This is a genomic window from Corynebacterium sp. H127, assembly GCF_037482665.1.
In the GTDB taxonomy this organism is placed as follows: domain Bacteria; phylum Actinomycetota; class Actinomycetes; order Mycobacteriales; family Mycobacteriaceae; genus Corynebacterium.
Genome location: NZ_JBBHKY010000007.1, coordinates 56,663 through 82,328 on the forward strand (window position 1 = coordinate 56,663; position 25,666 = coordinate 82,328).

Sequence of the window (25,666 nt, forward strand, 5' to 3'; positions counted from 1 at the left end):
GTTTCACTGTGGTTTCTTCTGCTTACCTCGCACGCGTCAATGACCAGATGGACACCGCCATCGGAGAACTGACCCCACCACCGACTGTCCTCGATGCCTATCCGGAGCAGGCTGCGCTGTGGGAGCAGGCGGCTGCTGCCGTCGCAAAGCTAAAGCCCGCCCTGGAATCCGCCGCGCGGGACATCCATGCCCAGCCGGAGGTTGCCTTCGAAGAAACCTACGCGCAGCAGCGTCTTGTCGCATTGCTATCCGATTTTGATGTGGAGCTGGGAGCGCATGGGCTGGAAACGGCCTTCCGGGCCACGTGGAGCACCCCCGAATTCGACCCGGCGGAGCACCCCACCATCGCGCTGCTCAGCGAATACGATGCCCTTCCTGGCATCGGCCATGCCTGCGGGCACAACCTCATCGGTACCGCCGGAGTTGGCGGCTTCCTCGGAGCGGTGGCAGCACTGCAGGATTCGGACTTCCAGGGACGGCTGGTACTGTTCGGCACTCCGGCAGAAGAAGGGCGCGCCGGCAAGGAGCTAATGATCCGCTCCGGCATGCTCGCAGGCATCGACGCCGCCGCAATGATCCACCCCTTTTCCTATGACATCGGTAGCCACGTGTGGGTTGGCCGGCGCACCCTGCATGCGACCTTCCGCGGAGTTTCGGCACACGCATCCTCCGAACCATTCATGGGACGCAACGCCCTCGATGCCGTCACCTTGGCCTACCAAGGCATCGGGCTGATGCGCCAACAGATGCCGCCCTCAGATCGTGTGCATGCCGTGATCCCGACCGGCGGCGAGCGGCCCTCCATCATCCCAGACGCTGCGTCCCTGCTATTGAACGTGCGCTCGCTCTACCCAGAGACACTGCTGGAGCTTTCCGCCCGCGTCTCCGAAATCCTAGAAGGCGCTGCGCTCATGGCCGGGGTGTCCGTTGAGCTGGACTGGGACCCCGATCCAGCAACGCTGCCCGTGCGCAATAACGAAGCCATGGTGTCCCGGTGGGCTTTAACGCAGTCTCGGCGGGGACGCGCCGCGATTCCAGCTGGTGTCATCCCCGCAACGCTCGCTGCTTCCACCGATTTCGGTAACGTGTCCCACCTCGTGCCGGGAATCCACCCGATGGTGAAAATCGCGCCCGTTGGTGTGGCCCTGCATACCGCCGAGCTGCGGGAAGCAGCAGCCTCTGAAGACGGGATGGTGGCCTTGGAAGATGCTGCAGTTGGGCTCGCGCAAGTAGCGGTGGACCTCATTGCTGATCCTGCGTTGTTGGCGGCAACGCGGGCTGAGTTTGCAGAAAGCGGGGGAGCGGTGACAACTGCGGAGCTGTTCGGAGGCTAGAGCTTGGGAAGCGGGCTTGGGATACGGGCAGTTTCCCGTCGCTGCAGCCTTTCCTGTTCACAGATAGGCTGACGAATATGGAACAGATGGGAAGCCCGGCTGAGGCCGTCGATAAGCTGATCGAGCTCTATGGTGCCGCCACTGATCTCGGTCTGGAACTGCTGCAACGCGACACCGCAGATGGTTATGAACAGGTGGTTTACCCAAAGCTTGTGGTGGATGTCCTTGAATGGCGCCCCATCGACCGCACTGAACCTTTTGGCTATGTGGATCGTGCCGGTCGCTACGCCGCCACTCTCTCCCGGCCTGCCCTGATCCGCTCCTACTTATTGGAGCAGCTGGAGCGCCTCAGCAGCAATTACCCGTGCGAGATCTTCGTCGGAGCTTCCGGGGAACAGATCCCGCCCGAGTACATCGACGATGCACCCGCGATCGAACGCTCACCGGCATCGAAGCTGCCGCGTCCCTCCCTCGACGCTGTTGACGACGCGATTATCGACGGCGAATGGGGAGCCTTCCACGGCGAAGAACTGCCACTGTTCCACTTCACCGCCCAACGCTTCGACATTGCCTGCAAACGCATCGAGCACTACACCGGGCTCCCCGTGGAATCGGTACAGAAATTCATCCTCTTCACCAACTACAACATGCACACCACCGAGTTTGTGCGCTTCGGCCAATCCGCCGGCGGCCGCTACACCTCGCTCGAGGTACCACGTGATGGCGTACAAATGCCACGCTATGACCTGGTCACCGAGGCCGGCGACGGCATCACCATGATCAACATTGGCGTTGGCCCCTCCAACGCCAAGACCATCACCGACTGCCTCGCAGTGTTGCGCCCCGAATGCTGGATCATGATCGGCCATTGCGCTGGACTCGACGGCCGCATGCGCATCGGCGACCTCATCCTCGGCAACGCCTACCAGCGCCGCGACCACATCCTCTCCGGGCACTTGCCCAACGACCTCCCCATCCCCGCGATCCCCGAAGTGCAGCGCGCCCTCGAATCCGCCGTCCGAACCATCTATGGCGACGACGCCGAACTCATGCGCACCGGCACCGTACTGTCTACCGACGACCGCAACTGGGAATGGCACACCCCCAAGCGACTCTGGAAGCAACTCCGCGGCTCTACCGCGGTGGCAGTGGACATGGAATCCGCTGCTCTCGCGGCCAACGGCTACCGATACCGCGTCCCCTACGGCACCCTACTTTCCGTCTCTGACCTGCCGCTCCACGCCGTTCCCAAGTTGCCGGCCGCCGCGCAAGCCTTCTACTCCTCCTCCAAGGAGGCTCACGTCATGTGCGCCGTGCACGCCGTGGAGGCGCTAGCCGCTGATCCGGCTCGGCTGCGTACCCGCAAACTACGACGCACGATCGGCGAAGTGCCGTTTAGATAGGGGTTTTCCTGCCCGAGACCGTCCGCTCACCGAGGATCCAAAACCTCAAAGGCGCCTCAGGATTCTTGGTGATGCCAATTCGCGGCCCCGAAACAAATTCCGCCGGTTGAGCTGGGAGCTCGAGGCTGAATGCGCCGGGAGAATCGAGGGAGATTGGCGTGGAATTGTCGTCGATAAGCAGGCCGAGCGCCTTGCCCACATTCCCCGGGCCCGACGCCAGCTTGTGCGGGGCGACCTGGCCGCGCCGCTGCTTTGCGACGTCCTGACCAGCGACAATCTCGCCAGCGCGAATGAGGACTCCGCCGGATTCGCCATGCGGATGCGCCACAATATTGCCCGCCTTATGGATGCCATAAGAGTGGTACACGTAGAGATGCCCTGGCGGCCCGAACAGCGCGGCATTCGCCTTGGTGAGGCCGCGAGCAGCGTGGGAAGCAGGATCGTTGATGCCGAGATACGCCTCAACTTCCGTGATTCGCAAGCTGACACCGTCATGCGTGAGGACGGTATTGAGTAGCAGCGGAGCGACGACATCAGCAGGGCGGGCGAAGAAGTCCATGGGTTGATTCTGCCGAATTTCTCACTTTGAATGGAAGTTTTCGGGCAGTGCGACCTTCCGGTGTGAGAAATTCGGCCTCGCCCCAACTGACACCTCACCCCGCCTCCAGATGAAAAATCTCCGTATCCTAGATGCCATGAATCTGCTCTTCGACCTTTATGGTGTCCTGCTGAAAACTCAAAGCCCGTCGGCGCTGAAAGCGCTGGAGGATGCTACTGGTTCGGGCCCGGAGCTGTGGCCGGTGTATTGGGATTTGCGCCCGGACTTCGATGCTGGTCGTGTGACTGCGGAGGAGTATTGGGAGCAGGTGAAGCAGCGGCTGCAGTTGGAGGCCTTCGATGTGCAACAGGCTATCGAGGCGGATTATGCGGGCTGGTTGGAGCCGGATCCGGAGATGGTTGATTTGGTCACGAGTCTTGGTGAGCAGCATCGGGTTGGATTGCTGAGCAATATTCCCGAGGGGTTGGCCGAAAGGGTGAAGGAAAAGCACACGTGGCTCCGGGATTTTCATAGCGTGGCGATGTCTTGTGACATCAAGGTCGAGAAGCCTGACCCAGAGGCGTACCGCAAGGCCCTGGAATTGCTGGGGACAAAGCCAGAGGAGACGCACTTCTTTGACGATAATGAGGCCAATGTGGCGGCTGCGGAAGAGTTTGGGCTAATCGCGCATCACTTTACTGGCGTCGAGACGCTGAAGGCGGTTCTATGATCAAGGAATTCAACGGCAAAGCGCCCAAGATTCATCCTTCTGCGTTCGTGGCGCCGAATGCCACGATCATCGGTGATGTGGAAATCGGGCCGGATGCCAGCATCTGGTACAACGTGGTGATCCGTGCGGACGTGAACAAGATCCGCATCGGTGCCCGGACCAATGTGCAAGATGGCTCCGTGCTGCATGTCGACCGGGATGCGCCGTGCATCCTCGGCGATGACGTCACCATCGGTCACATGGCATTGGTCCACGGCACTACCGTGGGTAATGGCACTCTGGTTGGGATGAAGTCGGGTCTGCTGAGCAGGTCAAAGATCGGTGAGGGCTGCCTGATTGCTGCGGGCGCAGTCGTGCTGGAAGGGCAGGAAATTCCGGATAACACTCTTGCCGCGGGTATCCCGGCGAAGATCAAACGCGACAACACCCAGGAGTTTGTCACCCACGCTGGGCGCTATGTGGAGTTATCTAAGGAGCATGGTCGCTTGTAGCGTCGAAAAGCGGGCGTCGAAAAGCGAACCGAATAGGCTAGCTTTTCGCCAGATCCAGCGGGTGCGCATTGAGGATGGACAGGGAAAGCGCATGGGTAATGGTGCGCCGGGATTCCAGCTCGGGGCGGGTCAAACGGAGAATGATCTTGTCGCCGTGGGCAGCTTTGAAGCGCTTGCGGATGGTTTCGCGGTTCTCCGGATCCGTGAAATAGGAGCCAGAGAAGACGATCTGCTGCGGGCGTAGTTCCTCAATGGCGTAGGTCAGCCACTGCTCGGCGGTGAGGTTTTCCGAAGGAATGGACACACCAGTATCGGTAATTAATGCCGCTGAGGTGGTGAAATCGGAGCACAGCACCAGCACTTGCTCTTGGGTTACGTCGTGCTGGATTTCGGCCAGCGCGATGGCAGCTGCGGTGTTACCGGTGATGGTGGGAACGTGGAATTCGAACTCGAGGCGCTCGCGGATGGCGGAGAAATCATTCCAGTGTTGGGAGGAGGCCGTCAAAGCGATGCTACGCAGCGGCATGAGCAGGTCGCCCTTGATGCGGTAGATCGCGGCGATGATGTATTCGAGGACGTCTTCGCACTGGTAGTTCTTGGCGAACTCGCTGACCACTACTTCGCGCAGCAGGCGACCACGGGCGTCGTGGCAGCCGATGAGGGCATCATCTTTATCGATTGCCACGCCGATCATCACGGCGGGCCAGGTAGCTAGCTCTAGTGGGACGACTGGCCTTCCGGGCCGCTCAGTGTTGATCAGATCGCGGCGTTCCCGAACCAAGCCAGCGCTCGTGAGGGCGGTGACCGCGCGCGTAATCGTCGGCTGAGAAAGTCCTGTTGCTTTTACAAGTTCGCCACGACCAACATGCGGTGTACGCCGAACGTGGTACAGAACCTGTGCAGCAGGAGTAGCCGGTTTCTCAAAGATCTGGCTAAACGCGAGGTGCATATTCAAAATCATAGATTCCGCCTAAGCGGTGCTGTCTCAAAAACAATTCTAAAATGACGCTTTCCAACGCTCGATAGCGGATGCGCTGGCAGAACGCCGATTGGACGGGTAGTAGATTTGCTAATTCGGGTGTGCTGGTCGGGGGTGTGGGCTATCAACCAACCTCCCGGCTTAAGACGATTTTATAACATATGGTGGCCTGGGGATGAGCGAGTTCGGCAAGTCCACAGGAAGTAGTTAGACTGGCCGATTATGACTCAGCCATCCCCCAACCGTGAGCCATCCTTGCTCGACGCCACCTGTGAGGCCTACGTATTTGACGTCGCGGCGCTCTCGCCGACGGATGCCACCGCGTGGGGTATCGCAGGGCACGAAGGCGAGCTCCAAGATTTCTCTCCGGCCTACTGGGACGGCCTGGCTGAATTGGACCGAGACCTCCTGGCTGACGTAGATGCCTTCGATGACGCAACCGATGACAATGATGACGAGGACGACTTCGACCACGTCGACAACGTCACGGCAGCCGTCCTCCGCGATCGCCTCTGCCTACAACTGGATCTGCACCACCGGGCGGAACGCTACGCGCAACTGGATAACGTCGCCTCCCCGGTGCAAACCATCCGCGATACCTTTTCTCTTATGTCAGACCCCGATGCCATTCGCTCCCGACTGGCTAAAGTTCCGGCGGCACTCCATGGCTATCGTGAGTCGCTGGCCCTAGCCGCAGGGCAGGGGCGGGTGGCCGCGTTGCGTCAGATCGACCTGCTGGTGACCGAGTGCAACAATCTGGCCGCCGCGAGTTCTTTCCTAGATACCTTGGGCGCTCCAGAAGCAGAGGTCGTCGTGGCCAAGGAAGCTTTCTCAACGATGGCGGACTGGCTCTCGGAGCACCTCGCCAGCTACGCCCCCACCAATGACGCAGTGGGCCGTGAACGCTACGAGTTGTTCTCCCGCGAATTCGTCGGCGCTGCGGTGGACCTCGACGAAGCATATGAGTGGGGATTGCACCGCTTGCAGGAGATCTCGGAGCAACAGCGCCAGCTCGCTGCAGAGCTTTATGGTCCGGGAACCTCAGTCGCCGAAGCGGCCTCCCGCCTCAACAAGGAACCGGACTACACGATCGAAGGCGTCGATGAGCTGCAGCAATGGATGCAGACCGTGGCGGATAATGTGATCGACACCCTCGATATGGAGATCCCCGAGCAGCTGCGCACTATCCAGTGCTGCATCGACAAGGCAGGTACGGGCGGAATCTTTTACACCCCGCCGGCCGCCGACTTCTCCCGCCCAGGCCAAATGTGGTGGTCTGTAGTGCCAGGGGAGACCACCTTCCATAAGTGGCAGGAGCTCACCACGGTTTTCCACGAGGGCGTCCCCGGACATCACCTGCAAATCGGATCCGCCCTGCTCGCGCCTCTCAATCTGTGGCGTCGAGTAGTGTGTTGGAACTCCGGGCACGGCGAAGGCTGGGCGCTCTACGCCGAGCAACTCATGGAGGACCTCGGTTACCACGCCAATCCCGGTACCCGCATGGGGCTTCTCGACGCCAGTCGCCTCCGCGCCGCCCGCGTCGTCTTGGACATTGGCGTGCACCTGGGGAAGAAGGTTCCCGAAGGGACCTCCTGCTGGGATGCTTCCTACGCACGGAACTTCCTCCGGGAAAACTCCGTGATGAGCCCCGGTGCCCTCGAATTTGAAATCAACCGTTACCTGGGGTGGCCTGGTCAGGCACCCTCCTATGCTCTCGGCCAGCGGCTCTGGGAGCAGTTGCGCGATGATGTCACAGCTAGTGGAATGTCTCTTTCAGACTTCCACACCAAGGCGCTCGCACACGGTTCGATCCCGATGGGGATTCTCCGCCAAGAACTGCTGGGCTAAGACTTCACTTGAGAATCTTGGGCAGATAGCCCGCAACCAGCAGGATCGCTATCAGGCGAATGACTTGGATGGCGGCAATGGAGGGGCCTGCGCCAAACTCGTCGGCAAGCGCAAGCACGGTCTCCAAGCCGCCGGGGCTGGCGGCGAGATAGGCCTCGAAGTAGGTGGTGTCGAGCCAGAACATCAGGCCAAATGCTGCGAGTGCGCTGGCGGCGAGCAGGATGAAAATAAAGAGGAACGTGGCGGGTAGTTGGCTCGCGAAGAGCTTGAGCGCCGGTACGGAGAGTGCACCACCAGCTGCCCAACCGATGGCAATGAATGCGGCAATCTTCAGCACAGGTGGCAAAGCCAGCGCCGCGGGGTCGGGGAAGAACTGCGCGGCCACAATCGTCAGCAACATGGAGCCAAGGATCGTAGGTGCTGGCAGTCGGAGGAACTTGCCCAGCGGTTCACCGACAACAATGATGCCGAGGATGACGATCAACGCGACGGGGTCATAGCTGATCTGCAGGTGATCTACCCCGCCACGGGGCACATCCATGAGCGGAACCAACAGTGGAAGGGTGACCGTAACCGCTAGCAGTCGCAAGTATTGGGTGAGGGTGACGTAGCGGAAGTCTGCTCCCAGTTCCTGGGCTAGCACGGGCATGACCGAGGCGCCGCCAGCGAGCATGGAGAGCACGCCGGTTTCTCGCGAGATCTCTGGCGTGGAGCGTGCGAGTATGAGGCCACCGACGATGCCGATTCCGATGGTGATCACCGCCATCGCGAGTCCAGGGAGGATGAAGTGGGTGAGTTCTACCGGATCCGCCGCCACGATGGGTGCCGCTGCCATAATTGCGATGAGGTTTCGGCCGACGCGGCTGACCATTCGATGTACGGGGAGATCGCGGCCGGTGGAGATAGACATTCCGGCGGCTGCGAGGATCGCCGCGAGAATCCAGCCAGCAGGAACGTGCAGGTAATCAAAGAGCATCCCGATCCCGATGGTTGCCGGTACCACCACGGTCCAGCGAACCGGATTCGACCACATCATCAGGAATTCCTCGGGTGCTATAACTAAAACTGTCTAAAACAAGGAGTCTACTCGTGGACATTGGCATGCAAACTTGGGCAATCCTGATAGCCGGCGCAGCCGCAGCAGGATGGGTCGATGCGATGATCGGCGGTGGTGGTCTAATTCTCATCCCACTGATCCTGGCGGTATTACCAGGGCTGCCGCCAGCAGTGGCACTGGCCACCAACAAATTGGCGGCAGTATCTGGCACCGCATCTGCAGCGGTGACGATGGTGCGCAATGTACCGGTTAATCGTCGGCTGTTGCTCGGATACGTGCCATTGGCAGCAGTGTGTTCCGGTGGTGGAGCACTTGTAGCAGCCTTATTGTCGAAAGAGGTCATGCGACCGGTGGTGATCGTATTAATGATCTTCGCTGGTGTCTTCGTCGCTTTAAGGCCCTCCTTCGGGAAAGGGGAATCGCTCGCAGTGCCGGGAAGAACCCGTCAAATGCTGACTCTGCTTGGTATTGGAGGGATTGCGTTTTATGACGGCATTTTCGGCCCCGGTACCGGCATGTTCCTGATCATGTTGTTTACTGGTGTTCTTTCTCAGAACTTTTTAGCCTCCACTGCGCTGACCAAAGTGGTCAATACCGCGACGAACCTTGGCGCGCTAGCAGTATTCGCACTCCACGGGCACGTGTGGTGGGAACTCGGCTTGGGCTTGGCAGTAGCAAACGTGATCGGAGCCCAAATCGGTGCCCGAACAGTATTGGGTGGCGGGGCAAAACTCATTCGAATCGCACTCCTGACCATGGTCGTGGTCATGAGCGTTTATCTCAGCTGGCAGCAATGGGGCTGATCTCCCTTCTATTCCAACCCTGGGCGGTGTTGGTTTATGCGGTGCTGCTCGCGACTGCTTGTCGACGTCCCTGGCTAGCCCTGCCCGTGGCCTTGGCGAGCCTCACGACGCACCTGCTCAAACCTCTTTTTGCGGTTCCGCGTCCGGCGGACGCCATGGTCTTTGAGCCTAGCTACTCCTTCCCGAGTGGCCATGCCACCGCGATTGCAGCGCTAGCGTGTGTGCTGGTCTTGCTGTGGCCACGGTGGTGGGTTGCTGTGCTTGCAATAGGGCTAGCGGCTTTGGTGGGATATTCGCGTCTGTACTTGGGAGTGCATCGACCGGTGGATATTCTTGCTGGTTATGCCGTTGGGATGATGTGGGTGTTGGGGTGGTTTTACGGCAGGAAAATCTTCCCCACCTTCCGGAGATTTCACTCGCTAAATGGGTGAAAAATCGTGGAATGGTGGGGAAGATTTCCAAATCTAGGCTTCTCCTGGGTGGAACAGGTCCTCGATCGGACAATTGAAGAACCTTGCGAGATCAAAGGCGAGGGGGAGGGAAGGGTCGAAACGCCCCTTCTCGATGGAGATGATGGTCTGGCGAGAGACGCCAATGGCGTCGGCAAGCGCTAGCTGGGAAAGTCCACGCTGCTTACGGGCCTCGGGGAGGAAGTTGCGCAATTATTTTTCCTTGCGCTCGATGAAAAGTTTGCGGATGAGCCAGTCGGTCGCTCCATGCACAATTTCGCACTTCATGCCTTAGCTCCCTTGCCGTTTAGCGATGGTGTAGCGGATGCCAAAGCTCAACATGCCAATCATGAGAAGCGCGAGGACTAGATGGTTAGTCGGGAGCTCTAGGTGGCCAACGTTTACCACGGTGGTTAGTAGGCCGAGAACGATTAACAGGTCCGTGCCGGTACCGGCGGCGGCATCATGAGACCAGTGGTTTTCTACGCTGTCGTCGATGCGCTCGGCGCGACCTTTCAGGGTAGAAAGATCCACCAGCAGTGCCCATGTGCCAACGCAAAGGACAGGACCCATGCAAGCGATGCCGATGAGGAGAGCTAGCCAGAGTGCAATGTCTGGGTAGTTTTGGGACATCAGCCAACCTAGTGCGGCGGCGATGCTCAAGCCGATGGTGGTGGACAGAGCTAATAGGGTCGTGGTGGAATGCCCGCCGCGCATTCTTCCAAAGGTTGTCTTGTGCATACCCTCACTCTAAATGTAAAACGAGCTTTACGTCAAGTGTGCTTTACATTTGGTGGGACGTTAACGGCTTCGCTTCTTAGTACGTGCTGTTGCCGGCGCCGTCCACGGATCCTCCGGCCACGGATGCTTGGGGTAGCGGCCCCGCATATCGGCGCGCACTCCCGCATAAGGGCCGGACCAGAAGCTAGCTAAATCATCAGTCACTGCGAGCGGACGCCCCGCAGGAGACAACAAATGAAACTGCACCTTAACGCCACAAACTTCCGGAGAACTGTCAAGGCCAAAACACTCCTGCAACTTCACCTGGCACACCGGTCTTCCCGTGTCATAGTGCAAGCGGTGGGTATTCCCGCTTGTCACCTGAAGCCGTTCCGGGGCAAGCTCTGCGAGCCGAGAAGCCTCAGGCCACGGCAACAACGGTTGCAAAGCAGCGGCGCCAATTTCTAGGGACGTCCCCAGCCACTGACAAACCCGGTCCTGCAATGCTGCATCTGAAACATCGGGCCAAGGGGCGCCGAGGTGCTCATGCAGAAACGCCAATCGTTCCCGCAGCGCAGTAAAATCGGCAGACAGACGCAGTATCTCCAACCCAGAGCTACGCACCGCATTAGCCAACGCCTGCTGTACCTGTCCTGATTCCAAGCGGACCGGGGTGGAAGAGAGCGGGATTGCGCCCACGCGGCGCACCCGAACTCCCTTGATCTTGCCGTCTTCCACTAGAACCGAGTCTTCCTCAGAGATGCTCAGCACCGCCAATACATCGTCGAAGGGCAGCGCAGTAGCCGCACGGATCACGCCACCGGTGGCGGAACGCGTTACGGCAGCACAAGCGATCCACTCGTCGTGGACATCTGTGCAGGTCGCGCGAGTGCCGGAGGCAAGCAAATAGGTGTCCGGCCCAACTCGGTGGCCGATCCACTCTGGATAAGCCAGCGCGGTGGTGAGTCCGGGATTGCGTGGACCTGCCGAGACCAAGGAAGACAGCCGACGGACCTCCTGGGCGGGGGCGTGTCCACGAGAAATGTCGCCGGAGGGTTGGTCGGAGAGCAAAGCTACTGTTGCAACATCACCAGTAGCAAGCAGCGCTCGCCCGAGGCGAGGCTCCAGCGGTAGCGCCGCGAGTTGACGGCCAAGATCTGTCAGATTGGGGGCGAGCGCACCGAGCTCACGCAATGCCGCTTCCGCATCCGCCAAGGCAGGCGCCGGCGGTTGATCCAGCAACGGTAGCTCCAGAGAACCCCAACAATGCATGAACAATGCCGCTTGGGTGAGGTCTGCCGACAAAATTTCCGGGGTGCTGAAAGGCTGAAACGCTGCATATTCCGCAGCAGAATAAGCGCGGATCACCAGCCCGGGGCCTTCACGTCCGGCACGGCCGGCGCGTTGGTCTGCCGATGACTGGGCGATGGAGGAGGTCAACAACCCGGTCATTCCGCGTGCACGATCGCGCCGGGGTACGCGGGCCAAACCGGAATCAATGACCACCCGGACACCGGGCACAGTAAGCGAGGACTCGGCGACATTCGTTGCCACCACTACCCGCGGGGAGTCGTTCGACAGCGCTGCATCCTGCTCGGCGGGAGAGAGTCGGCCGTGCAGCGGTATGGCATCAATCGCTGAGCAGACTAGGTTCACTTCGCGCACGCCCGGAACAAAGACCAGCACTGAATGTGGTCCGACATGGGAAGCCGCCAGCCGCGCCAACTCAGCATAGAACTCGCGTTTCCCGGCGAGGCGACCCGGGATTGGTTGGTATCGGATGTCGAGTGGGTGCGTGAGCGCGGGGGTTTCCAGGATCGGGGCGTCGCCAAGCAGGGTTGCGAAACGGGAGGCATCAATGGTCGCGGACATAGCGACTAGGGCGAGGTCCTCGCGCAGTTCGGTGAGCTCGAGCAACATGCCAAGCACAAGGTCAGTATCCAGGCCGCGTTCGTGAACTTCGTCGAGGACTACTGCGGAGACGCCCTCGAGGAAGGGATCGTGCAGGAGTCTGCGCAGCAGGACACCCGGGGTGAGAAATTCGACAAGCTTGGAAGGTCGGGAAGCGCCACGGACGGCGTAGCCGATGGGCAGGCCGGAAAGCGCACTCAGTCGCGCCGCAGCAGCACGTACTGCAACACGTCGCGGTGCCACAACGATCACACGCCCGCCGACAGCATTAAACACCGCCGGCGGCACCAACGTAGTCTTGCCCGTGCCAGGCGGTGCTTGGATGACGGCGCGGTGGGCGTCGTCAAGCAGCGGCGCTAGCTGGTCGATTCGTTGCAGAACCGGCAGGCCAGCGCCGATGACGGAGAGATCAAACAAGCTTTTCTTGGATCTGTCCAGCGACCATGTCGAGGTCAGAAGTGATAGAGCGATGCGCACGACGGCGCTGCTCTGGGGTCATGAACTCGGCGTTGTCCACGGCCTTATCCAGCTCATCAAGGCGCTCGTTGGCATCAAGCTTGAAACCGCGTGGCAGTGGAGCCTCGTCCACATTCTTGCGCAGGCCGGTGATGCGAGCCTTGAGCGAAGCGCCATGGCCCGCAAACTGGGACATCTCAGCCGCGGTCACGCCGTGCTTCTGCGCGCGCTGCTTATTCACCAGCTCTTGAGCTTGAGTCATGCCACGGTACATCAGTGGCAGTACCAGCGGAGCCAGCATGCGTGCCACACCGACATAACGCTGCACATTGTTCTTATTGACCTTACCCGCCTTGCGCTTTGCCAATTCCGTCTTGGCCAGCTTGATCTCCTGCTTGCGCTTAGCCTTCAAGCCCTTCTGCTCAGCCTTGATCAGCTTGTGCTCCTGCTGCGCGAGCAGCTTCTGCTGGCGGATGCGATCCTTCTGCGCCACCTTAACTTCGGCCTTAGCCCTCGCCTTTGCGGCTTTGACCTCAGCCTTGGTCTTGGCGCGTGCCTTGCGGATCGACTCAAAAACGCCCATGGTTTACTCCTCGGATTACGTTGGTTTCTTTTAACCACCCTACCTGTCCCGGAACGCGCGTTCATGGCAGAGTATTAATCGTGACTTCCCCGAGCGAACTGGTCGGCTGCCGATACCGCGCGGTGCAACGCGCTGCGCACCCCGACGTTCCGCCGACGGAAGCAGCCCAGGCCCGCGCCGCGCGTATCGACGCCGCCCTCGCCGCCGTACACAACCTTCTGCCACAGTCCCCGGCCATGGGGGATGCGCGCTATTTTCGACGAGTTAGCGCAGGTAAATCCTATTTTGAGACCCTCGAATGCCTAGCTGCTGGGGACACGCTGATTACCGAGGCGGTGCTCGAATGGGGCAGGTTCCAGATCACAGTGGATATCCTCGTGGCATTCGAAGATGGCTACCTTCCGATCATGGTGAGTAACCACCGCGCAGCCCGGAATCACTCCGGGGTGCAGGCGCGCTACCTCGCAGTGCCCAGATTAGGCCTCGGAAGTGTTCTGACCGGCGAATTTAAGATCAGACATCACGCTTTGGATACATATCGGCTTGCATTAGCTGGCCGAGCGTTATCTGAGATGGATTTGTCCTGCGGACTGGGTGGCACGATTGGCCAAGATCGCACCCGTGCGTTCCTAGAACCCCTCGCGCCGCTGGATGAAGCTCTCACGCGCGCGCTCCAGGTGGAAACGCCGCGTGCCCCTCGCAGAGTGAAGGAATGCGATTCCTGCCGCTACTGGTCGCTGTGTTCTGTTGAACTAGAGCGGGCCGATGACATTTCGCTACTTTTGCCCGGCGACCGCGCCAACCCGTATCGGGAACGTGGCATCCACACTGTCGGCGGTCTTATCGAGGCGGACCTCGGTGAAGCCTCGCTGCTAGCTGCGGCTTTTCGCTCCGGTCAGACGGTAGTTCCGCGGGGTTTGCTGAGCGCTCCACGGTTCGATGTAGAGCTATTCATCGACCTCGAGGCATACCTTGACCAGGGTGCCTACCTTTGGGGTGCGTGGGACGGCTCGGCGTATCACGCTTTTACCGCGTGGTCGCTCGCTGAGGAAGCAAGCGCATTCGCCGATTTTTGGGCTTATCTATGCGATACCCGCGCTACGGCAACAGCTAACGGCCAGACCTTCGGCGCGTTCTGCTACTCCGCGCATGGCGAAAACCACTGGATGCGCGCCTCAGCTCGTCGATTCGCCGGGCAGCCCGGTGTGCCAACCGTGGCCGAGGTGGAAGAATTCATCAATTCCGGATACTGGGTTGATGTTTTCCAGCTCGTGCGCGCGCAGCTCATCGGCCCCTTCGGACTTGGCCTGAAAGTGGTGGCCCCTGCTGCGGGTTATCACTACAGCGGGGACGTCGACGGGGAAAGCTCGGTGAATTTATTTCTGGACGCTGCTGCCGGCTCCGCGGCAGCCCGCACAGCGTTGCTGAACTACAACGAAGATGACTGCCGAGCGACGGCTGCGGTTAGGGATTTCTTAGAACGCTCGGATGCCCCGTTGTGACGCGCTAGTAGTTTTCTTTCTTCTTCACCCACGCGATAACTGCATAGGTCACTGGCATCATGCACACTTCCACGGCGGTCTTCCATAGGAAGCCGACGATCGTGTAGTTCACCGTATCTTCAATAGTGCTGATGCCGATGACAGGCGCCGCGATGAGGCAGAAAATCAGGGTGTCGCCGAATTCGCCAACGACGGTGGAGGAGAGCAGCCGGGCCCAGAGGGACTTCTCGCCGGTTTTCGCTTTCATCTTCACCAGGGTGAATGAGTTTAGGAGCTGGCCGACCAGATATCCGGCGAGCGAGGCCAAGACGATCTGTGGCACCAGGCCGAGCGTGGTGGCGAAGGCATCTTGGCCTTCGTAGAAGTCCGCACGGGGCAGGGCGATGGCGATATAAAAGGCGAGGACGGCGAGCAGCATGCCTGCGAAGCCGGTCCAAATGGCGTTGCGTGTGGCTTTGAAGCCGTAGCACTCGGAGAGAACGTCGCCGATGACGTAGGCGATGGGGAAGAGGAAGAAGGCGCCGTCGGTAATGACGGGGCCGAAGGCTACGCCTTTAGAGGCGGTGATGTTGGAAATGATGAAGATCGCGACGAAGAGCGCGAGCAGCACCGGGTAGAAGGAACGCTGGACAGTGATGTGGCGGGGTGTATGAACGGACGCAGCTTGTTCGAAAGAGGCTGCGCCCTCCCCAGACTTAGAAGTATTCACTAGCATTAATTACCATGATCGGACGCTACGCACCTAGCCCCAGTGGTGATCTGCATTTTGGGAACCTGCGCACCGCGCTGCTGGCCTGGTTGTTTGCGCGTGTCGACGGCGGTTCATTTCTCATCCGTGTTGAAGACGTCGATTCGGGGCGCTCCTCTGCCGAATCCGCCGCCCGCCAGCTGGAAGATCTCGCAGCTATCGGCCTGGATTGGGATGACGAGGTGCTGTACCAGTCGACGCGTTCGGAAGCTTATTCCGCGGCCCTGGCGGCACTGCCCACCTATGAATGCTTCTGTTCCCGGAAGGATATTCAGGAGGCTTCCCGCGCGCCGCACGCCATACCGGGTTCATATCCTGGGACCTGCCGCGACGGGGCGGTGCCAAAACCAGACAAAGCGCCAGCATTGCGGCTGCGATCTGCCGTGAGTTCCTTCACGGTGCACGACTATTTTGTTGGTGAATACTCCGGTGATGTGGATGACATGATTTTGCGGCGTGGAGATGGCGACTGGGCCTATAACCTGGCGGTGGTCGTCGACGATGCTTACCAGGGAGTCAATCAGGTGGTTCGGGGTGATGATCTGCTGTCCAGCGCGCCACGCCAGGCTTACTTGGCCAGTCTGCTCGGGCTACCGGTGCCGGAGTATGTGCACGTACCGCTGGTGCTCTCCCCGGCGGGAAAACGATTGGCTAAGCGCGATGGCGCTGTGACGCTGCGGGAGATGGGTATCGATTTTGCCATGCATAAGCTCGCGGCATCGCTCGGTTTGAAGCCCGGTTCGGCGCAGGAACTGCTTGCCCAGTTTGACCCTGCCGCGGTCCCGCGAGAGCCGGTGATCTTTTGATCCGCGGGCTGCTGGTTGACCAGCACGGGCGCTGCGAGCACTACCATTCGGAACTGGACGTGGTGGCCAATAAGTGCAGCGTATGCGGGGACTACTGGGCATGTCACTTGTGCCATGCGGCGGAGTCGGCTCACCCCTTTGGGCAGATGCCGTTGGATGAGCCTGCCATTGAATGCGGCGTGTGTGGGCATCGCATGAGTTACCAGGAGTATGGCCCGCGGTGTCCGGCGTGCGAGGCGCAGTTTAATCCCGGGTGCTCTCTGCACGCCGGGATCTACTTTGCTATTCCACGATGATTTTGCCGCGGGCTCCGCGCTCAGCATCAATGAATTGGTGGTTGACCATCGTGTAGGTGCCAGGCTCTGGGAAGCGGGCTTCCACGAAACCACCCTGCGCCGCTAATAGATCTAGGGCTTGTGAGGCACCCGTGTCACTGTCTTTGAGCAGGTAGGCCCCTTCTTTGTATGAGGTGTGGAACTGTGAGCCAACGATGTGGAAGCTGAGTGAGTTGTTGGGGCCGGCGTCGAGAAGCCAGAAGCGCGCGGTCTCGCCTGCCCGCATGTGGAGCGGGTTGCGGACGTACTGGTCCTCCACGGAGTTGAACATGACGCGGTCTGGTGTGCCGGCGGCGAGCTTGGTGGCGTCGACCGGGTTGGTGGGATCGTTTGTGCTGCCGTAGAGCTCCGATTGGATGATGAGGTATTCATGATCGACGGGCGCGAGGTCTGGCGGATCGATGATCACTGCGCCGAACATGCCGGCAGCGATGTGCATGGACATTGGCATCGTGCCGCAGTGGTACAGCCAGATTCCAGAGTGGTGCGCACGGAAATTATATTGCAGAGACTCGCCAGGGTTGATGCTCTTCATCGGCTCATCAGGGGAAATGAGACCGGCATGGAAATCGATGGAGTGTGGCATCGAACCGTTGTTGACGAACTTCACCCGGAACTCGTCGCCAATTTTTCCGCGCAAGGTAGGGCCCTGCATATCGCCGTTGAAAGTCCACCGGGCGCGGCCGTCGATGACCTTCTCCTCGACGTTGATAGTGATGTCATGCACGGTGCTCGGTGGCACCACCGGGTCGATGGTGTGCGCAGGTGGCTTGCCGACGCCCGCAGCTGCCATCGCCTGATGTTGATGCTGCTGGTGCGGTTGTTGCTGGCCTTGCTGCTCAGCCGGCGCGGTCCCGGTCAGCACATCCAGTGTCATGCCTTGCATCCGGTGGCCAGCGATAGAGCACCAAGCCTGGGTGCTTTCGGTGATGACACCGGCATCGAGTTCCGCAGTCTCGCCGGGGTTTAACCTGCCAGTGGTCGCGCCGTTGGGGAATACCAGATCGTGCACCATGGAGTCTTCATTCTTTAGCGTGAGTACTAGCCGACTATTGGCCGGAACGGTGATCGAACTCGGATGGAATCTCATCTGGTTCATTGTGATGTCCATCCGCACGGTTTCCGCTCCCGCAGCGGTGCTGGCCGGTTGCGGACCTGGGTTGCCGCTAAGGAGCATTGCGGCGGCAGTGAGGACGGCGATGCCCGCCGTGATCTGATGCCACCGGGGTGCGGTATCGGGCGTGGCCAGGGGTTTATCCTTGTGGGCCATGAGTGTGCGTTGTGCCTTCACCGCCCACGGGGTGGCTGGCACTAGATATGCCAGTGAAAGGCACACTAGGGCGGAAGCCACCACTTTCAGCCAGCTATTAGAAGAGAAAATCCAGATCAGCAGCCCGCCGTTGACCAGTGTGCAACGAAACAGTCCGGCCTGATTCATCACGCGCATCCCGGCGCGGGTTGCGGCTGGGCCGCCTCCAATGGTCGTCGGCAGCAAATAGCTCATGGTTCCGATGAGCAGCTGCGCCGCGAAACCTACCGCGAGGCCTAAGACAGGTAGGTGGCCCGCTGCCAACGCAAGGATGGAGCCGATGAGCCACAAGATTGCGGCGAGTGCAGATACGGAGGCAAAGGTGACACGGTCACGCGGATCGCGCGCCACTGCCACCAAACTACTCAGGAAGCCGACGAGGGCCAGCAGCCAAGCAGCTGCGTAGATCAATAGGCCTGGGGTGAGCCAAAGGGTGCCTACCACTAATCCCACGATGGCGATCCCTACCGACCAGCGCGTGAAGTCCCATTTGATCTGGGTGCGCCACATGGCGGGGAAGAGCACCGCCAGGGAGCCTAGTGCAGCCAGGCCTACAAAGCCGCCGAAGTTGAGAAGCAGGTGTGCGGGCAAGAGCTCGGAATAGCCGAGCCCGAGGAGTCCGCCCAGGATGGCGCCGGCAACGAGGGAGATTGCGGAGGCCACGTAGGCGACGATTGAGTGAGCGAAACGCTGTGAAGGTCGGAATTGTCGGCCCAACACAATGGCGTGGCATCCAAAGAGAGCAGCAATGGCGCTCGCCCCCAAGACCACTAGCCAGGATTGTCCCAGCACTCGACCGAGGATGGTGATGATGAAGGCTACATTTAGTGCGTAAACGCGAGCGACGAAGCTGCGCCGCTGTGACTGGCTGAAGTCCGCATGCATCCATTTTTCGGTGAAGTGAAAACTCCAGAGGTGGATGGAATTGCTGAGGATTCCCAGCGTGAGCATGTGGATGAGCATCCACCGGTATTCGGGGATGAGGATGTGGCTAGCTCCAGCAATGATGAGGGCAAGCATCCACCACGACACCGGTTTGCTTGCGGTCTTATGCCAGCTCTTCCGCCCACTTTTAATCATGTATATAAGATACAGGATTAAGCTTGTTTTAGCTCTTCCGCCAGGGTGCGCACTCGGTTGTCTATGTCCTCGCGAAGCAAGCGCATGCGCTCCATGCCGGTGATGCCGTCGTGTGAAGGCTCAATGGTGTCCCACAACTCTACGGTGCCAGCAACTTGCGCCTGCTTGCCCAAAACGATGACTCGGTCGGCATTCAATAACAGCAGCGGGTCAATGGGCTTCGGAGTTTCCTGTGACATGTCGGCGCCAACTTCGGCGATGGCGGCAACGGACTCCTCATTGAGAGTGCTTCCCGGGTGAGTGCCTGCGGAGTGAACCTCGATCCAATCGCCAGCATGTTTGCGGAGCAGGGCTGCTGCCATCTGGGACTTGCCGCCATTGCTCACGCAGATAAACAAAACCTTCTTCATATTAAGACTCCTGAGGGTAGAGACGGGGCTTGAGGGATTTCATGACATACACCAGCGCGACCAGGACCGGCACCTCGATCAACGGCCCCACTGTTCCGGCGAGCGCTTGGCCGGAGCTGGCTCCGAAGGTGCCGATCGCTACCGCGATAGCCAGCTCAAAATTGTTGCCTGCGGCAGTAAAAGCCACGGATGTGGATTGGGCATACCCCATCCCGGAGCGCCAGGAAGCAAGGACGCCGATGAAAAACATTCCGAAGAAATAGCACAATAGTGGCGCCGCGAGGCGAGCGACCGCCCAGGGATTCTCGGCGATGTGCTCGCCCTGCAGGGCAAAGAGCAAAACAATGGTGTACAGCAGGCCGAGCAGTGCGAGTGGGGAGATCTGGGGAAGGAAGGAACTTTCGTACCAATCGCGACCTTTAAGCTTCTCGCCGATAACGCGGGAGAGTGCTCCGAGCAGTAGTGGAATACCGAGAAAAATCAGCACCGAGGAAACGATGGTCCAAAATGAAAACTCAGCAGAGGTGGTCGGCAGGCCAAGTTGGCTAGGCAGTATTTGGAGATAAAACCAGCCGAGGATGCCAAACATTAGAACCTGAAAAACTGAGTTCACGGCAACCAGTACCGCGGTAGCTTCTTTGTCGCCGCAGGCCAGGTCGGACCATACCAAGACCATGGCGATGCACCGGGCTAGGCCAACGATGATTAGGCCGGTACGTAGTTCGGGTTGGTCGGGCAGGAAGAGCCAGGCCAGGGCAAACATGAATGCGGGGCCGATGAGCCAATTGAGGAGCAGGGAAACGATCATGAGGCGGCGGTCAGAAGCGAGCTTGCTTGCTTTGTCGTAGCGCACCTTAGCTAGAGGTGGGTACATCATGACGAATAGGCCGATCGCGATGGGGATCGAGATTCCTGCCAGGTGCATCGAGTTCAGTGCGGGAGCTAAGTGGGGAAATATGTTGCTCAGCGCCAGGCCGGCACCCATGGCGAGCAGGATCCAGGCGGGAAGGAAACGGTCCAGGAGAGACATCTGTGGCAGGCTTTCATATCGAAGGGTATCGATATGAAAGCCTAGCTTTTATATCGACGGACGTCAATATATACTGGTGGTCATGGGTTGTTGTTCCTTATGTGATGGACCACTGTCGGCAGAAGACTCGAAAAAGTACGCCATGCTCTTCAAGGTTTTGTCGGACCCAGTACGGCTTCAGTTGCTGTCTGAAATAGAAGCGGCCGGCTGCGGGCCGCTCTCCGTAACCGATTTGGTGTCGCGCACTGATTTGTCCCAACCAACGGTGTCGCACCATCTGAAGAAGCTCAGTGATGCAGGTTTACTGCGAAAGGTCCGCGAAGGTCGCACTGTCACGCATGTGATGCAGCCCGAGGTGTTCCAGGAATTGCAAAAGGTCCTGAGCCTGGACTAGTCCTGGCCGGATTGCTCGCGGGTCGACCATAGCCAAGCGCTGATGAGAACGATCAGCGCCGTCAACGCTGAGAGCCACATCGTGAACTGGAACCAGCCAATATGCATCACCATGCCAGATAGCCAGCCGATGATAGAGCTGCCAACGTAATAACAAAACAGGTACATGCTGGACGCCTCCGCACGATGCTCAGTGGCAAGGATGCCTACCCAGCTCGAGGCCGTCGAATGCAGCGCAAAAAACGAGGCTGTGAAAATGAAAAGCGCCAGTAGAATCACGCTCAGATGGCCTGAATTGAGTACTGGCAGGGCCGCCAGCATCAGCAGCGCCATACTCAGCACCACTGGTCCGCGGCCCCAGCGTTTTACCATCGAACCTGCGCGTGCCGACGACCAAGTCCCCGCAAGGTACATGATGAAAAGCAGTCCGACAAGGCCTTCACTGAGCCCGAAGAGTTGGATCATTCGAAAGCCAAGAAAATTGTAAACCGAAACAAAGGTCCCCATCGCTAGCAGTGGCAGGATGAATAGTGCTGCCAGCCGTGGATTTCTCCAGTGTCCCAGCATGGCCTGCACTTCAGCCTTGGCATGTAGTTGCTTGGCGTGGAAATGTTGCTGTGCTGGGAGTAGCAACCACACTAGGGCTGCCATCGTCAGAGCGAACACGGCGTTGATGCCCATTGCCCAGCGCCAGCTAGCAAATTCCAGGATTGTCGATGGGATGATGCGGCCGAGTAGCCCGCCGAAGGCATTTCCCGCGATGTATAGCCCCATAGCGCCGGCGAGATCGCGAGCATCGATTTCTTCCGAAAGCCACGCCATGGCCACCGCCGGTGTGCCAGCGAAGAAAGCTCCTTGGAGGCCGCGCAGGGCGATGATGAGGTTTGGATCGCTGAGGAAAGGAATGACCAGCCCGACTGCGGTGGCGGCTATCAGGGAGCCGGCTAGGATGCGGCCGCGGCCGAACCTTTCCGACAAGATTGAAGCCGGCACCACACACAGGGCGAGCATGCCGGTCGCCGCAGAAATGGTGAGGGCCGCCGTGGTGGGGGAGATACTAAAAACTTCTGAAAAGGTCGGCAGGAGCGCTTGGGTGCAGTAGAGTCCGTTAAACGTGGCTAACCCAACGGCAAGCATCGCCCACGTTGCCCGTTTGTATGCTGCGTCCGTCCGCCTTATGCCCGTCATGATTCCATCGTGCCTATGCTGGTTGTATTAGTAAAGTGCGAAGAATGGCTCTAATTAATCCGGAGGATGAATTGAATCTCGCTAGCAGCGACATCGCCAGTTTTCTCGCCGTGGCGGAGTCCGGACACCTCACTGAAACGGCAGCTCGCTTGGGGGTGCCCCAACCAACTCTCTCGCGTCGCATTGCCCGCCTAGAGGAAGAACTGGGGGCGACGCTGTTTGATCGCGTCGGGCGAACCCTGCAGCTTAATACCCGTGGCCGCGCCTTCCAGCGCTATGCCCGCGCGCTCCTCTCGGCCGCCGAGGCAGGGAGCCGCGAAGTCCACCGCCTGATGGATCCCGAGTTGGGCACCGTGCGCATTGGCTTCATGCATTCCCTGGGTACTTGGCTCGTGCCGGCTCTCCTGCGCGAATACCGCGCCCGTTATCCGAAAGTACAGTTTGAGCTCCGGCAGGGGCCCGCGCGCGAGCTGGAGCAGGCAGTGCTTGACGACGCCCTGGACCTCGCCTTCGTCAGCCCGGAGCCTGCCAGTACCGACGTCGCCTGGACTACGGTGGCCCAGCAGCGACTAGGCCTAGCAGTTCCCGCCGGCCACAAGTTCGCCACGAAGACTGCGGTCAAACTCTCTGCAGCCAAGGATGAGCCGTTCATCGGCATGTTGCCTGGTTATGGCATTCAGATAATCCTAAATCGACTGGCAGCTGACGCAGGTTTTGAGCCAAAGATCGCCTTTGAAACCATGGAAATGACAACTGTTGCTGGACTCGTGGCCGCTGGCCTGGGAGTTGCTTTGTTGCCCATGGGGGATTCGGCGCTGGTCCCCGAGGGTGTTTCCGTGGTACCTCTCACGCCAACGCAGGGGCGCGATATTGGCATGATCTGGCGCGCTGGGCTGGCCGAGGCACCGCCGGTGGAGCTGTTCCGGCAGTTCGTGCTGGGGAAAATGCAAGTTCTCGTTTAGGGAGCGTGAGTGAATAAGGCCTGCGGAACTGGAGATCTAGCCCAGCTGGCTTGTACTCCAGCCACGACGAAACCCACCGCCCGTGCAGTGCACAGCACTGGTGGGCGATGGGTTGAGTCGGCGAGAACGATTACTTAGCAGCTGCGAAGCGCTTGGCAACTTCTTCCCAGTTGAAAACGTTCCAGACAGCCTTGACGTAGTCTGCCTTCACGTTCTTGTACTGGAGGTAGAAGGCGTGCTCCCACATGTCGAGCATGAGCAGTGGACGCAGGTCGATGGAGAGGTTGCCCTGCTGGTCGGTCATCTGCTCGATAACGAGGCGCTCGCCGAGGGTGTCCCACGCCAGAACTGCCCAGCCGGAGCCCTGCAGGCCGAGGGCAGCTGCCTCGAAGTGTGCCTGGAATGCTTCGTAAGAGCCGAAGTCGCGGTCAATTGCCTCCGCAAGCTCACCGGTTGGCTGGCCGCCAGCGTTAGGTGCCAGGTTCTTCCAGAACAGGGAGTGGTTGGTGTGGCCGCCCAAGTTGAAAGCGAGGTCCTTAGAAAGGCCAGTAACAACTGCGCCGATGGTGCCATCCTGGCGTGCAGCTTCCATCTTTTCAAGGGCGGCGTTTGCGCCGTTGACGTAGTTCTGATGGTGCTTGGTGTGGTGCAGCTCCATGATCTCAGCGGAGATGTGTGGCTCGAGAGCATCGTATGCGTAGTCGAGCTGTGGCAGTTCGTATTTAGCCATGTGCTTAAAACCTTTCGTTTGACGGTGTGACCCCCATGATAGGCGCGATTGGGGATTTCGCAACGATATAGTGTCGTATATGGGCTTCCTCTTTGCGCCGAAACCAGAAATGGTCACCCCCGAATCTGCGCTGCGTGGCGGATCGATGCCGGTGAACCCTGATCCTGCACCACACGCCGTGTTCGGCACCCCGTTGCGGCAAGATGGAAAGGAAGTCTTGATTGGCATCGGATGTTTCTGGGGCGCTGAAAAACTCATGTGGAACACCCCGGGTGTTGTCTCGACCGAGGTCGGATACGCCGGTGGCTCCACTCCTAACCCGACCTACCGGGAGGTCTGCTCTGGGCGCACCGGCCATGCAGAGGTGGTGCGGGTGCTTTTCGACGACTCACTCAGCGTTCGCGATATTGTGGCCCTTGCTTTGGAGGCGCATGACCCTACGCAGGGATACCGCCAGGGCAATGACGTCGGCACGCAGTACCGCTCCATCTTTTGCACGCATGAGCCGGAGGTAGTGCGGGATGTTGTGGCGCGTTACGGCGAAAAGCTCGCTGAGCATGGTTTTCCGCCCATCACCACGGAAGTGACCGCGATGCAGCCTTTCTACTTGGCGGAAGATGAGCACCAGCAGTACTTGTATAAAAACCCGCATGGCTATTGTCCAGTGCACTCCACAGGGATTTCCTGCGGTAACTAAGGCGGCCTATAAAGATTGGGTAACTACCCGCTGTAGGTATTAACTGTCAATAGTGCTCATGTTGTGGTGGCAGTGTCAGTACCCACAGTGAGGAAGGATTGCTATGACCGCCAAACGTTCAACTGCGCTGGTGATTGCCGGGTTTACGGCTGGAGCGATAGCGTGCACTAACCCAGCGTTCGCCGATACGGAAGCCCCAGGGGCTGAATCGATTTCGCCTGGGTTGTGCGCACATGCCCGTCATGCTGGAGGCCCAGCTAATTTGACCTCCGAGCCAGTGTCTGAAGAGGAGAAGGAAGAGTGGCTGCATCGGATTGATCAGGACGCCAAGCTCGATGGCCTCTTTATCTACTCTGGCCTGGACTCGCTCGAGTACGAGGAAGCAAGCGTCAATAAGACTGAAACGGACACCGGTGAGTACACGGAAGTTTCGATTCCGATCGGCGGCCAATACGCCGAGGGTAGTAAGTTCACCGCGAAGTTCGACCGCTCCGGTGAGACCGTGACATTCACAGAAACTTTGTACACGCAGGTAGACGAAGGTCCCGCCCAGATCGAGCTCTTTGTTAACGGCAAGCGTGCAGATGGTAGCCAAACTGATCTGCATTGCTTGAGTGAGTCGGCTGCAGTCCCTGAGCGGGGAACTGGCGCTTAACTTGCCTTAAGCTGCTCGACGGCTAGGGTCAATGCGCCAATCTGGTGGTCGCCGGGCACAAATGTGCCATCGACCATTTCAGTGTTGAGGTTGATGGAAACCTGGGCTCGCGGCAGCCTCATCGAAAAGTTGTGCAGTACGATTCGCAGCTGGTCAACGGCGCGAATAGCACCATCGAAGCCGTAGGAGATGAAGCTAGCCTTCTTGCCCTGCAACTCGACGCCGAGTGAGTCGATGGCATTCTTCAGGGCGCCCGGAATGCCGTGGTTGTACTCGCCGGTGACAAAAATGTAGGCGTCATACTTGGACATTGCGTCCGCCCATGCCTGCTGCTCCGGGACGTCGTACTTGCCCTTCATTGCCATTGGTGGGGCGCTGGTCAGTAGTGGCAGATTAAAGCTCTTGAGGTCAACCAGCTCGGCACCTGCAATGTTGGATACTGCCCAGTTGGCAACCTGGGAGCCGAAGCGGCCCTCGCGGATTGAGCCGAGTACTACTGCGATCTTCATCAATTCATCC

At 59.4% G+C, this 25,666-nt stretch carries 28 protein-coding genes; 14 read left to right on the forward strand and 14 right to left on the reverse strand.

The window, feature by feature from the left end; translation table 11 throughout:
• Positions 1 to 8 precede the first annotated feature (8 nt).
• Positions 9 to 1,334, forward strand: a complete 1,326-nt coding sequence (locus tag WG936_RS08630) for a M20 family metallopeptidase (RefSeq protein ID WP_339572679.1) — start codon at positions 9 to 11, stop codon at positions 1,332 to 1,334.
• A gap of 77 nt (positions 1,335 to 1,411) precedes the next feature.
• Positions 1,412 to 2,737 (forward strand): AMP nucleosidase, encoded by a 1,326-nt coding sequence (amn, locus tag WG936_RS08635; RefSeq protein ID WP_339564201.1) that lies wholly within the window; start codon positions 1,412 to 1,414, stop codon positions 2,735 to 2,737.
• Here the strand turns inward: amn and WG936_RS08640 are convergent.
• A complete protein-coding gene (locus WG936_RS08640; protein WP_339572680.1) occupies positions 2,730 to 3,296 on the reverse strand; it encodes a DNA-3-methyladenine glycosylase in 567 nt (188 codons plus the stop codon). The two genes, amn and WG936_RS08640, sit on opposite strands and share 8 nt — an antisense overlap.
• Positions 3,297 to 3,432: 136 nt before the next feature.
• Here WG936_RS08640 and WG936_RS08645 point away from each other — a divergent pair, with 136 nt between their 5' ends.
• Positions 3,433 to 4,005 carry an HAD family hydrolase gene (locus WG936_RS08645; RefSeq protein WP_339572681.1) on the forward strand — a complete coding sequence of 191 codons (573 nt, stop codon included), beginning with the start codon at positions 3,433 to 3,435 and terminating at the stop codon, positions 4,003 to 4,005.
• A complete protein-coding gene (locus tag WG936_RS08650) occupies positions 4,002 to 4,496 on the forward strand; it encodes a gamma carbonic anhydrase family protein (RefSeq protein WP_339564198.1) in 495 nt (164 codons plus the stop codon). The genes WG936_RS08645 and WG936_RS08650 overlap by 4 nt, the downstream gene beginning before the upstream one ends.
• Before the next feature lie 37 nt (positions 4,497 to 4,533).
• On the opposite strand, the gene WG936_RS08655 is transcribed toward WG936_RS08650, so the two are convergent.
• Positions 4,534 to 5,457 (reverse strand): ROK family transcriptional regulator, encoded by a 924-nt coding sequence (locus WG936_RS08655; RefSeq protein ID WP_339572682.1) that lies wholly within the window; start codon positions 5,455 to 5,457, stop codon positions 4,534 to 4,536.
• 240 nt (positions 5,458 to 5,697) lie between these two features.
• Here WG936_RS08655 and WG936_RS08660 point away from each other — a divergent pair, with 240 nt between their 5' ends.
• A complete protein-coding gene (locus tag WG936_RS08660; RefSeq protein ID WP_339572683.1) occupies positions 5,698 to 7,323 on the forward strand; it encodes a DUF885 domain-containing protein in 1,626 nt (541 codons plus the stop codon).
• Between the two features lie 4 nt (positions 7,324 to 7,327).
• Here WG936_RS08660 and WG936_RS08665 read toward each other — a convergent pair whose 3' ends face one another.
• Positions 7,328 to 8,359: an AbrB family transcriptional regulator gene (locus WG936_RS08665; protein ID WP_339572684.1), complete on the reverse strand. Its 1,032-nt coding sequence runs from the start codon at positions 8,357 to 8,359 to the stop codon at positions 7,328 to 7,330.
• Between the two features lie 65 nt (positions 8,360 to 8,424).
• On the opposite strand from WG936_RS08665, the gene WG936_RS08670 reads away from it, so the two are divergent.
• Together WG936_RS08670 and WG936_RS08675 are read left to right on the forward strand one after the other, a co-directional pair.
• A complete protein-coding gene (locus WG936_RS08670; RefSeq protein ID WP_339572727.1) occupies positions 8,425 to 9,183 on the forward strand; it encodes a TSUP family transporter in 759 nt (252 codons plus the stop codon).
• Positions 9,174 to 9,614, forward strand: coding sequence for a phosphatase PAP2 family protein (locus WG936_RS08675; protein ID WP_339572685.1), 441 nt, complete (start codon positions 9,174 to 9,176; stop codon positions 9,612 to 9,614). Before WG936_RS08670 ends, WG936_RS08675 begins: the two co-directional genes overlap by 10 nt.
• A gap of 33 nt (positions 9,615 to 9,647) precedes the next feature.
• On the opposite strand, the gene WG936_RS08680 is transcribed toward WG936_RS08675, so the two are convergent.
• From WG936_RS08680 to WG936_RS08695, 4 genes are all read right to left on the reverse strand, one after another.
• The gene (locus WG936_RS08680; protein ID WP_339564190.1) at positions 9,648 to 9,845 is read right to left on the reverse strand and encodes a helix-turn-helix transcriptional regulator; all 198 of its coding nucleotides are present in this window, start codon (positions 9,843 to 9,845) and stop codon (positions 9,648 to 9,650) included.
• Positions 9,846 to 9,923: 78 nt separating this feature from the next.
• The gene (locus WG936_RS08685) at positions 9,924 to 10,373 is read right to left on the reverse strand and encodes a hypothetical protein (RefSeq protein WP_339572686.1); all 450 of its coding nucleotides are present in this window, start codon (positions 10,371 to 10,373) and stop codon (positions 9,924 to 9,926) included.
• 60 nt (positions 10,374 to 10,433) lie between these two features.
• Positions 10,434 to 12,680, reverse strand: a complete 2,247-nt coding sequence (locus tag WG936_RS08690; RefSeq protein WP_339572687.1) for an ATP-dependent RNA helicase — start codon at positions 12,678 to 12,680, stop codon at positions 10,434 to 10,436.
• A complete protein-coding gene (locus tag WG936_RS08695; protein WP_339564188.1) occupies positions 12,673 to 13,302 on the reverse strand; it encodes a DUF6474 family protein in 630 nt (209 codons plus the stop codon). Before WG936_RS08695 ends, WG936_RS08690 begins: the two co-directional genes overlap by 8 nt.
• An 80-nt stretch (positions 13,303 to 13,382) precedes the next feature.
• Here WG936_RS08695 and WG936_RS08700 point away from each other — a divergent pair, with 80 nt between their 5' ends.
• On the forward strand, positions 13,383 to 14,804 hold the full coding sequence (locus tag WG936_RS08700; protein ID WP_339572688.1) for a TM0106 family RecB-like putative nuclease: 1,422 nt from the start codon (positions 13,383 to 13,385) through the stop codon (positions 14,802 to 14,804).
• Positions 14,805 to 14,808: 4 nt separating this feature from the next.
• On the opposite strand, the gene WG936_RS08705 is transcribed toward WG936_RS08700, so the two are convergent.
• The gene (locus WG936_RS08705; RefSeq protein ID WP_339572689.1) at positions 14,809 to 15,519 is read right to left on the reverse strand and encodes a queuosine precursor transporter; all 711 of its coding nucleotides are present in this window, start codon (positions 15,517 to 15,519) and stop codon (positions 14,809 to 14,811) included.
• Positions 15,520 to 15,527: 8 nt separating this feature from the next.
• On the opposite strand from WG936_RS08705, the gene gluQRS reads away from it, so the two are divergent.
• Positions 15,528 to 16,358, forward strand: coding sequence for a tRNA glutamyl-Q(34) synthetase GluQRS (gene gluQRS / locus WG936_RS08710; RefSeq protein WP_339572690.1), 831 nt, complete (start codon positions 15,528 to 15,530; stop codon positions 16,356 to 16,358).
• The gene (locus WG936_RS08715) at positions 16,355 to 16,654 is read left to right on the forward strand and encodes a CHY zinc finger protein (protein ID WP_339572691.1); all 300 of its coding nucleotides are present in this window, start codon (positions 16,355 to 16,357) and stop codon (positions 16,652 to 16,654) included. Before gluQRS ends, WG936_RS08715 begins: the two co-directional genes overlap by 4 nt.
• On the opposite strand, the gene WG936_RS08720 is transcribed toward WG936_RS08715, so the two are convergent.
• Genes WG936_RS08720 through arsB form a run of 3 tightly spaced genes read right to left on the reverse strand, consistent with a single transcriptional unit; the run spans position 16,641 to position 20,522 of the window.
• Positions 16,641 to 19,082 carry a cupredoxin domain-containing protein gene (locus WG936_RS08720; protein WP_339572692.1) on the reverse strand — a complete coding sequence of 814 codons (2,442 nt, stop codon included), beginning with the start codon at positions 19,080 to 19,082 and terminating at the stop codon, positions 16,641 to 16,643. The two genes, WG936_RS08715 and WG936_RS08720, sit on opposite strands and share 14 nt — an antisense overlap.
• Positions 19,083 to 19,099: 17 nt before the next feature.
• A complete protein-coding gene (locus WG936_RS08725; protein WP_339564182.1) occupies positions 19,100 to 19,492 on the reverse strand; it encodes an arsenate-mycothiol transferase ArsC in 393 nt (130 codons plus the stop codon).
• 1 nt (position 19,493) lies between these two features.
• Positions 19,494 to 20,522 (reverse strand): ACR3 family arsenite efflux transporter, encoded by a 1,029-nt coding sequence (arsB, locus tag WG936_RS08730; RefSeq protein WP_339572693.1) that lies wholly within the window; start codon positions 20,520 to 20,522, stop codon positions 19,494 to 19,496.
• Positions 20,523 to 20,604: 82 nt separating this feature from the next.
• On the opposite strand from arsB, the gene WG936_RS08735 reads away from it, so the two are divergent.
• On the forward strand, positions 20,605 to 20,916 hold the full coding sequence (locus WG936_RS08735; protein WP_339564180.1) for an ArsR/SmtB family transcription factor: 312 nt from the start codon (positions 20,605 to 20,607) through the stop codon (positions 20,914 to 20,916).
• Here the strand turns inward: WG936_RS08735 and WG936_RS08740 are convergent.
• Positions 20,913 to 22,103: an MFS transporter gene (locus WG936_RS08740; protein ID WP_339564179.1), complete on the reverse strand. Its 1,191-nt coding sequence runs from the start codon at positions 22,101 to 22,103 to the stop codon at positions 20,913 to 20,915. The genes WG936_RS08735 and WG936_RS08740 overlap by 4 nt on opposite strands.
• Before the next feature lie 44 nt (positions 22,104 to 22,147).
• Between WG936_RS08740 and WG936_RS08745 the strand changes: the two genes are divergently transcribed.
• Positions 22,148 to 23,065, forward strand: a complete 918-nt coding sequence (locus tag WG936_RS08745) for a LysR substrate-binding domain-containing protein (protein ID WP_339564178.1) — start codon at positions 22,148 to 22,150, stop codon at positions 23,063 to 23,065.
• Positions 23,066 to 23,195: 130 nt separating this feature from the next.
• On the opposite strand, the gene WG936_RS08750 is transcribed toward WG936_RS08745, so the two are convergent.
• Positions 23,196 to 23,795, reverse strand: coding sequence for a superoxide dismutase (locus WG936_RS08750; RefSeq protein ID WP_339572694.1), 600 nt, complete (start codon positions 23,793 to 23,795; stop codon positions 23,196 to 23,198).
• A gap of 79 nt (positions 23,796 to 23,874) precedes the next feature.
• Here WG936_RS08750 and msrA point away from each other — a divergent pair, with 79 nt between their 5' ends.
• Both msrA and WG936_RS08760 read left to right on the forward strand, forming a co-directional pair.
• Complete coding sequence (msrA, locus tag WG936_RS08755; protein WP_339572695.1) at positions 23,875 to 24,492, forward strand: peptide-methionine (S)-S-oxide reductase MsrA; 618 nt, start codon at positions 23,875 to 23,877, stop codon at positions 24,490 to 24,492.
• A 103-nt stretch (positions 24,493 to 24,595) separates the two neighbouring features.
• Entirely contained in the window at positions 24,596 to 25,147 is a 552-nt protein-coding gene (locus WG936_RS08760) for a hypothetical protein (protein WP_339572696.1), read from the forward strand.
• On the opposite strand, the gene WG936_RS08765 is transcribed toward WG936_RS08760, so the two are convergent.
• A complete protein-coding gene (locus WG936_RS08765) occupies positions 25,144 to 25,656 on the reverse strand; it encodes an NADPH-dependent FMN reductase (protein ID WP_339572697.1) in 513 nt (170 codons plus the stop codon). The genes WG936_RS08760 and WG936_RS08765 overlap by 4 nt on opposite strands.
• Positions 25,657 to 25,666: the final 10 nt, after the last annotated feature.

Bases quoted from the DNA above. Each gene is read 5' to 3' on its own strand.
- WG936_RS08745 (WP_339564178.1), top strand. From the start codon at position 22,148: ATGGCTCTAATTAATCCGGAGGATGAATTGAATCTCGCTAGCAGCGAC.
- WG936_RS08760 (WP_339572696.1), top strand. From the start codon at position 24,596: ATGACCGCCAAACGTTCAACTGCGCTGGTGATTGCCGGGTTTACGGCT.
- arsB (WP_339572693.1), bottom strand. From the start codon at position 20,522: ATGTCTCTCCTGGACCGTTTCCTTCCCGCCTGGATCCTGCTCGCCATG.
- WG936_RS08650 (WP_339564198.1), top strand. From the start codon at position 4,002: ATGATCAAGGAATTCAACGGCAAAGCGCCCAAGATTCATCCTTCTGCG.
- WG936_RS08735 (WP_339564180.1), top strand. From the start codon at position 20,605: ATGGGTTGTTGTTCCTTATGTGATGGACCACTGTCGGCAGAAGACTCG.
- WG936_RS08655 (WP_339572682.1), bottom strand. From the start codon at position 5,457: ATGATTTTGAATATGCACCTCGCGTTTAGCCAGATCTTTGAGAAACCG.
- WG936_RS08645 (WP_339572681.1), top strand. From the start codon at position 3,433: ATGAATCTGCTCTTCGACCTTTATGGTGTCCTGCTGAAAACTCAAAGC.
- WG936_RS08685 (WP_339572686.1), bottom strand. From the start codon at position 10,373: ATGCACAAGACAACCTTTGGAAGAATGCGCGGCGGGCATTCCACCACG.
- amn (WP_339564201.1), top strand. From the start codon at position 1,412: ATGGAACAGATGGGAAGCCCGGCTGAGGCCGTCGATAAGCTGATCGAG.
- WG936_RS08695 (WP_339564188.1), bottom strand. From the start codon at position 13,302: ATGGGCGTTTTTGAGTCGATCCGCAAGGCACGCGCCAAGACCAAGGCT.
- WG936_RS08705 (WP_339572689.1), bottom strand. From the start codon at position 15,519: ATGCTAGTGAATACTTCTAAGTCTGGGGAGGGCGCAGCCTCTTTCGAA.
- WG936_RS08665 (WP_339572684.1), bottom strand. From the start codon at position 8,359: ATGATGTGGTCGAATCCGGTTCGCTGGACCGTGGTGGTACCGGCAACC.
- WG936_RS08640 (WP_339572680.1), bottom strand. From the start codon at position 3,296: ATGGACTTCTTCGCCCGCCCTGCTGATGTCGTCGCTCCGCTGCTACTC.
- WG936_RS08740 (WP_339564179.1), bottom strand. From the start codon at position 22,103: ATGACGGGCATAAGGCGGACGGACGCAGCATACAAACGGGCAACGTGG.
- WG936_RS08765 (WP_339572697.1), bottom strand. From the start codon at position 25,656: ATGAAGATCGCAGTAGTACTCGGCTCAATCCGCGAGGGCCGCTTCGGC.
- WG936_RS08660 (WP_339572683.1), top strand. From the start codon at position 5,698: ATGACTCAGCCATCCCCCAACCGTGAGCCATCCTTGCTCGACGCCACC.
- gluQRS (WP_339572690.1), top strand. From the start codon at position 15,528: ATGATCGGACGCTACGCACCTAGCCCCAGTGGTGATCTGCATTTTGGG.
- WG936_RS08670 (WP_339572727.1), top strand. From the start codon at position 8,425: ATGCAAACTTGGGCAATCCTGATAGCCGGCGCAGCCGCAGCAGGATGG.
- WG936_RS08720 (WP_339572692.1), bottom strand. From the start codon at position 19,082: ATGATTAAAAGTGGGCGGAAGAGCTGGCATAAGACCGCAAGCAAACCG.
- WG936_RS08725 (WP_339564182.1), bottom strand. From the start codon at position 19,492: ATGAAGAAGGTTTTGTTTATCTGCGTGAGCAATGGCGGCAAGTCCCAG.
- msrA (WP_339572695.1), top strand. From the start codon at position 23,875: ATGGGCTTCCTCTTTGCGCCGAAACCAGAAATGGTCACCCCCGAATCT.
- WG936_RS08750 (WP_339572694.1), bottom strand. From the start codon at position 23,795: ATGGCTAAATACGAACTGCCACAGCTCGACTACGCATACGATGCTCTC.
- WG936_RS08675 (WP_339572685.1), top strand. From the start codon at position 9,174: ATGGGGCTGATCTCCCTTCTATTCCAACCCTGGGCGGTGTTGGTTTAT.